General features: G+C 71.6%; 5 protein-coding genes and 1 pseudogene. 5 read left to right on the forward strand and 1 reads right to left on the reverse strand.

The genetic code is table 11. From position 1 onward, the window contains the following. Positions 1 to 41 precede the first annotated feature (41 nt). The 5 genes from Q8W71_RS23925 (at position 42) to Q8W71_RS23945 (ending at position 5781) form a co-directional block, all read left to right on the forward strand. Positions 42 to 2618, forward strand: a complete 2577-nt coding sequence (locus tag Q8W71_RS23925; RefSeq protein ID WP_305527920.1) for an LPS-assembly protein LptD — start codon at positions 42 to 44, stop codon at positions 2616 to 2618. A 356-nt stretch (positions 2619 to 2974) separates the two neighbouring features. Beyond that, positions 2975 to 4081 (forward strand): 4-hydroxythreonine-4-phosphate dehydrogenase PdxA, encoded by a 1107-nt coding sequence (gene pdxA / locus Q8W71_RS23930; protein ID WP_305527921.1) that lies wholly within the window; start codon positions 2975 to 2977, stop codon positions 4079 to 4081. Continuing rightward, entirely contained in the window at positions 4078 to 4953 is an 876-nt protein-coding gene (gene rsmA / locus Q8W71_RS23935) for a 16S rRNA (adenine(1518)-N(6)/adenine(1519)-N(6))-dimethyltransferase RsmA (protein ID WP_305527922.1), read from the forward strand. Before pdxA ends, rsmA begins: the two co-directional genes overlap by 4 nt. A 115-nt stretch (positions 4954 to 5068) precedes the next feature. Next, positions 5069 to 5329 carry a type II toxin-antitoxin system Phd/YefM family antitoxin gene (locus Q8W71_RS23940; RefSeq protein WP_305527923.1) on the forward strand — a complete coding sequence of 87 codons (261 nt, stop codon included), beginning with the start codon at positions 5069 to 5071 and terminating at the stop codon, positions 5327 to 5329. Further along, on the forward strand, positions 5326 to 5781 hold the full coding sequence (locus tag Q8W71_RS23945; RefSeq protein ID WP_305527924.1) for a PIN domain-containing protein: 456 nt from the start codon (positions 5326 to 5328) through the stop codon (positions 5779 to 5781). The genes Q8W71_RS23940 and Q8W71_RS23945 overlap by 4 nt, the downstream gene beginning before the upstream one ends. A 32-nt stretch (positions 5782 to 5813) precedes the next feature. Here the strand turns inward: Q8W71_RS23945 and Q8W71_RS23950 are convergent. Continuing rightward, positions 5814 to 6694 (reverse strand): annotated as a pseudogene (locus Q8W71_RS23950) (IS630 family transposase); the annotation flags it as partial.

Below are 6694 nucleotides of genomic sequence, written 5' to 3' on the forward strand. Positions count from 1 at the left end.
GAGGGTCGTGGCGGGACACGTCACAGGGGTTGGGACGCGCGTTGCGTAAGGTCGCCGACATCCTGCGGAGCGCCGGGCTCGCGGCTGCTCTGACGCTCGCCCTGCCGCTGGCGGGCGGCGTCGGCGCGGGTGCGCAGGGCCTGCCCACGGTCACGGCCAAGCCCGGCGAGAAGCTGCTCGTCGAGGCCGACGAGCTGATCTACGACAACGACCGCAACACCGTCACCGCCCGCGGCAACGCCGAGCTGCATTACGGCCCGCGCACCCTCCAGGCCGACCGGGTCCGCTACGACCGCGGCACCGGCCGCGTCTTCGCCGAGGGCAACGTCCGCCTCACCGAGGCCGACGGCGGCGTGGTGACCGGCGCGCGGATGGAGCTGACCGACGATTTCAAGACCGGCTTCATCGACCAGCTCCGCGTCCAGCAGACGGTGGAGCGCCGCGGCGAGACGGTCCGCACCCGCTTCTCGGCGCCCCGGGCCGAGCGCGTCGGCGGCGAGCAGACGAGCTTCGACTACGGCAGCTACACCGCCTGCGAGCCGTGCAAGAATGCGCCGGAGACGCCGCCGCTCTGGCAGATCCGCGCGCAGAAGATCATCCACAACAACGAGACCCACACGGTCTACTTCGAGGAATCGACCCTGGAGGTCGCCGGGATCCCGGTGGCCTACCTGCCCTATTTCGAGGCGCCCGACCCGACGGTGCGGCGCAAGACCGGCTTCCTGACCCCGCGCTTCGTCTCCTCGACGCCGCTCGGGCGGGGCGTGTCGCTGCCCTACTTCGTCGACCTCGCGCCGAACTACGACCTGACCCTGACGCCGACCCTGCTCAGCCGCCAGGGCCTGCTCGCCCAGGCCGAGTTCCGGCACCGGCTCGACACCGGCTTCTACAACATCCGCCTGTCGGGCATCTCGCAGACCACGCCCTCGGCGTTCCTGCCGAGCCCGCTCGGGGCGGGCGAGCGCGACTTCCGCGGCTCGGTCGAGAGCCAGGGCCGCTTCTACATCAACGACCGCTGGCGCACCGGCTGGGACCTCGTCGGCGTCACCGACAAGTGGTTCCTCGACAACTACCGGATCCGCAACCAGACGATCACCACGGACTATTTCCGCGAGGCCGTCTCGACCGCCTACCTCACCGGCCAGGGCGACCGCTCGTGGTTCGACATGCGGGCCTTCTACTTCAAGGGCCTGTCGAGCTTCGACTGGCAGAAGCAGCAGCCGATCGTCGCCCCGGTGATCGACTACGACAAGCGCGTCAACGGGCCGCCGGAGATCGGCGGCGAGGTCCGGTTCCAGGGCAACATCACCAGCCTGACCCGCGAGACCACCCAGTACCAGGGCCTGCCGCGGACCGCCTCGTACCTGTTCTCGCCCTCCGTCAACGGCGTGAGCTTCCCGCTCTACCAGACCTGCACCGTGTTCGCCCGCGGCACCTGCCTGATCCAGGGCCTGGCCGGGACCGACACCCGCGCCTCGGCGCAGCTCTCCTGGCGGCGCAGCTTCATCGACGACTGGGGTCAGAAGTTCACGCCGTTCGCGTCGCTGCGCCTCGACGCGTTCTTCGTGAACCCGAGCCTGTCGGGTTACCAGAACGAGCTCGCCCCCGCGGTCGCCAAGATCGACGACGGCTTCGCGGGCCGGGTGATGCCCACCGTCGGCCTCGACTACCGCTACCCGTTCGTGGCCAATTTCGGCGGGCTCGGCGTCCACACCCTGGAGCCGATCGGGCAGGTACTGGTGCGCCCCTCCGAGACCCGGATCGGCCGCCTGCCCAACGAGGACGCGCAGAGCCTCGTCTTCGACGACACCTCGCTGTTCGAGTGGGACAAGTTCTCGGGCTACGACCGGGTGGAGGGCGGCGTGCGCACCAATCTCGGCGCGCAGTACTCGGTGGTGACGCCCTCGGGCTGGTACACCAACATCCTGTTCGGGGAGTCGATCCAGCTCGCCGGCGTCAACTCGTTCCGCCGCGGCGACCTCGCCAACACGGGCCTCGAGTCGGGGCTGGAGACCCGGCGCTCGGACTTCGTCGGGCGGTTCCAGGTCTCGCCGAACCAGAACATCACCTTCATCAGCCGGGCACGGTTCGACCAGTCGAACTTCCACGTCGCCCGCTTCGAGACCGGCGTGACCGCCCGCTTCGCGCCGTTCGCGCCGCTGTCACTGTCGGCCTTCTACTCGTACTACGAGGCCCAGCCGCTGCTCGGCTACAGCCGCTACCGCGAGGGCATCACCGCCTCGGCGACCTACAACATCACCCCGAACTGGTTCGTGTCGGGCTCGGTGCTCGTCGACCTCACGCACTACCTCGACGTGCGCAACACCTACAACGACGCGCTGACGAGCTACATCGCCAACCCGATCGGCGCGGTGCCGCTCTACCAGAATCCCGGCCGGTTCTACGTGGCCGGGGCGAGCTTCGGCGGCGGCTACCAGGACGAGTGCACCACGGTCTCGGTGAACTACATCAACTCGCCGATCGCCACCGCGACCGGCGTGCGCGAGCGCAACCAGACCGTGCTCCTGCGCGTCGAGCTAAAGACGCTCGGCGAGGCGGATCTGCGCCAGAACGTCGGCACCGCCACGACCTCCGACGGCATCGCCTCGGCCCGCTAGAGCGCTCTCCGCCGAAGTGGATGCCGGTTCGACGACAGAGCGCGTCGAAACAGACGGCTGGCGCCGTGCACGATCGCAACGCGCAAAGTACACGACAGTCCGGGGTGCAGCCCCGCGGATCCCATCAGACCCCTCATCCTGAGGTGCCGGATCGAAGCGGAGGCCTCGAAGGAGCCCTCCAGCCAGCCGCGCGATCCCTGGAGTCCTCCTTCGAGGCCGCTCCGCGGCACCTCAGGATGAGGAACAGGGTCGGATGCGCCGCCCGGCACGCACCGTCGTGTACCGTGCCCAACGGGATCAAGAACGGCTCTCGGTTTTTTCGGACGGTCCCGCCGGGCACGCGCTATAGGGGCGGCATGCCGCCCCTCGCCCTCACCCTCGGAGACCCGGCCGGAATCGGGCCGGAACTCGCGCTCGCCGCGTGGCTCGCCCGCGGCGGGCCCGAGCCGCTGCCGCCGTTCTTCCTCGTGGGCGATCCAGGTTTCGTCGAGCGCCTCGCCCACCGCCTCGACCGCCTCGTACCCGTCGCCGAGGTCGATCCCGAGACCGCGGCGGAGGTCTTCCCCCGCGCCCTGCCGGTGGTGCCGCTGCCGAGCGGGGCCGTGGTCGCGGCCGAGCCCGGCGCCCCCGACGCGGCCTGGGCCGGGGCCACGATCGAGTCGATCACCGCCGCCGTGGCCTTCGTGCAGGCCGGCCGCGCGAGCGCGGTGGTGACGAACCCGATCGCCAAGTTCGTCCTGACCCGCGCCGGCTTCGCCCATCCCGGCCACACCGAGTTCCTCGCCGCCCTCGCGGTGCCCCCGGGCCGCGCGGCGCCGCGCCCGGTCATGATGATCTGGAGCGACGCCCTGGCCGTGGTGCCGGTGACGATCCACGTGCCCGTCAGAGCGGTGCCGGACCTGCTGACCCAGGCGCTGGTCGAGGAGACCGCGCGGGTCGTCGCCCGGGACCTGCGGCAGCGCTTCGGCCTGCCGGAGCCGCGGCTGGTGCTCGCCGGGCTCAACCCCCACGCGGGCGAGGCCGGCACGATCGGCCACGAGGACCGGGACGTGCTCGCCCCGGCGGTCGCGCGCCTGCGCGCCGAGGGCATCGACATCCGCGGGCCGCTGCCCGCCGACACCCTGTTCCACGCCCGCGCCCGGGAGACCTACGACGTCGCCCTCGCCCCGACCCACGACCAGGCGCTGATCCCGGCCAAGACGCTCGCCTTCGACGAGGGGGTGAACGTGACGCTGGGCCTGCCCTTCGTGCGCACCTCCCCCGATCACGGCACCGCCTTCGACATCGCCGGGCAGGGGGTGGCGCGGCCGGACAGCCTGATCGCCGCGCTGCGGCTGGCCGACCGCCTCGCGGCGGCGTCGGCGCCGGCCGCGGAGACGGCGGCGGTGATCCCGTTCAACGTCTATGCCGGGCGCCCGCGCCCGCTCGGGGCGCGGCACTTCGATCCCGAGGACGAGCTGTGAGCGCCCCGGACGGGCTGCCGCCCCTGCGCGAGGTCGTGGCCCGGCACGGGCTCGAACCGCGCAAGGCGCTGGGCCAGAACTTCCTCTACGACCTCAACCTAACCGGCCGCATCGCCCGCGCGGCCGGACCGCTCGCGGGGGTCACCGTGGTCGAGGTCGGGCCGGGCCCCGGCGGCCTCACCCGGGCGCTGCTCGCCGAGGGCGCGGCCCGCGTCGTGGCGATCGAGCGCGACCCCCGCGCCCTGCCGGCGCTCGCCGAGATCGCCGCGCGCTACCCGGGGCGCCTGGAGGTCGTCGATGCCGACGCCCTCGGCTTCGACCCGCGCCCGCTGGTCGGCACGGGGCCCGCGCGGATCGTGGCCAACCTCCCCTACAACGTCGGCACCGCCCTGCTGACCGGCTGGCTCGACGGACCGGCGTGGCCGCCCTGGTGGGATCAGGCGGTGCTGATGTTCCAGCGCGAGGTGGCCGAGCGGATCGTCGCCGACGAGGGCGCGCGGGCCGATTACGGCCGGCTCGGCGTGCTGTGCGGCTGGCGCACGCGGGCCGACATCCTGTTCGATGTGGCGCCCTCCGCCTTCGTACCGCCGCCCAAGGTCACGTCGAGCGTGGTGCGCCTCGTGCCGCGCGCCGATCCCCTGCCCTGCCGGGCCGGCGCCCTGGAGGCGGTGACCCGAGCGGCCTTCGGCCAGCGCCGCAAGATGCTGCGCCAGAGTTTGAAGAGCCTCGGCACGGATCCCGCCCCCCTGCTCGCGGCGGCCGGCATCCCCGAGACCGCCCGGGCGGAGGAGGTGCCGGTGGCGGGTTTCGTCGATCTGGCCAACCTGTGGGACGCGGCGCGCGGCGGATCCGGGGTCCGGGCGTCCGCGTGACGCGAAGCCCCTATCCGCTGCGGTCGAGATCCGTCGCCGGGCGAACCGCGGGGCTTGCCGCGTGGGCCGCTTCGCCGTCAGGATGCGCCCTGTGAGCGCCGAAGGAGGTTCCGCCGTGGACGAAGCCGTTTCGGTGGCGGACGCCGATCGCGACCTGTCCCGCCTCCTGCGCGGCGCGCGCGAGGGGCACAGCTACGTCGTGACGAGCGAAGGACGTCCCATCGCGCGCATCGTTCCGGCCGGCGCGCCCGAGGGCTCCCGATCCGACGCCTCGACAGCCGGGGCCCGTGCGAGTCTGTTCTCCCGGCTCGCACGCCAAACACCCGTCGAGATCGATCGCTGGACGCGCGACGAGCTCTACGGGTCCGAACGGTGACGGTCGCGCTCGACACCAACATCCTGGCCTACGCGGAGGGCGTGAACGGCGGCGCGAAGCGCGATGTCGTCCTCGCGCTGATCCGCGATCTGCCTCGGGACGCCGCCGTCATTCCGGTTCAGGTCCTGGGCGAACTGTTCAATGTGCTGGTGCGCAAGGCCGGGCGGTCGCGGGACGATGCCAGGGACGCGCTCCTCAGTTGGCGCGACGCGTTCCCGGTCATCGGGACGGCACCCGAAACGATGCTGAAGGCCCTCGACCTCGCGACGGACCATCGTCTCGGCATCTGGGATGCCGTCATCCTGTCCGCCGCCTCGCATGCCGGCTGCCGATTGCTGCTGACGGAGGATCTTCAGGACGGCTTCACATGGGGCGGCGTGACGGTCGTCGATCCGTTCGCCTCACCCCGGCACGCTCTGCTGGCTGCCCTGGTCGAGCCGCAGGGCCTCTAGGACCGCGCCGGATCCGGATCATACCAATGGCCCTAGATGTTGACCTGTGCCCAGTCACGCGAGGTCATGGATGTAACGAGGTCTGGGTCGTTGGCGAAGAAGTTCCAAGCGTCGCAGCAGGCGTCGACGATCTGTCGGTAGTCGCGGAAGACCCGGTTGGCGAGCTTGTTCTGGCGCAGGTACTGCCAGACCAGCTCCATCGGGTTCAGCTCGGGCGATGAGGCCGGCAGGTGGAGCAACGTGATGGTGTCCGGGACCACCAGGCCACGCGGTCGGCGCGTCTTGGCGGTGCCGTGATAGCCGGCACCGTCCAGAACCAGGATCGCGTGCGCGCCGGGCGCGACCTGCTTGCTGATCTCAGCCAGATGCAGCGACATCATCGTGGTGTTGACCGTCGGCAGCACCAGGGCCGCGCTGGTGCCGCGCGCTGGGCAGGCCGCCCCGAACACATACGTCCACTTGTAGCGTTGGTCGCGCGGCGCCCGCGGGCGCGTGCCCTTGCGCGCCCAGACCCGCGTCAGCGTGCCCTGCTGGCCGACGCGCGCCTCGTCCTGGAACCAGATCTCGAGCGGCTTGTCGCGGGCGGGCTCGGGCAGGATCTCCGCCACGCGCGCGGCGAAGTTTTTTTAAAAGCCTGCTGGGTCTCGTCGGTGGCCTTGGGATGCTGCGGGCGCACCGACAGCCGCACGAAGCCCAGTGCCGCCAGGTGCTTGCCGACCGTGCGCTCGTGCATCTCGACCCCGAACAACTCCTTGATCCGCGCCTGCAGGTCGACCCGGCGCCAGCGCACGACGCCATCCTTGTCGACGTCCGGCCCCGCCTCGACCAGGGCCGCCAGTTGCTGCTTCTGCTCGGGCGTCAGCTTGGCGGAGCGGCCCGGTGCCTGGCGGTCGCGCAGACCCGCCAGCCCCTC

Source organism: Methylobacterium amylolyticum (genome assembly GCF_030700245.1).
GTDB lineage: Bacteria > Pseudomonadota > Alphaproteobacteria > Rhizobiales > Beijerinckiaceae > Methylobacterium.

What these genes read in the sequence shown, in the direction of transcription:
- pdxA (WP_305527921.1), top strand. Translation starts at nt 2,975, where the DNA reads ATGCCGCCCCTCGCCCTCACCCTCGGAGACCCGGCCGGAATCGGGCCG.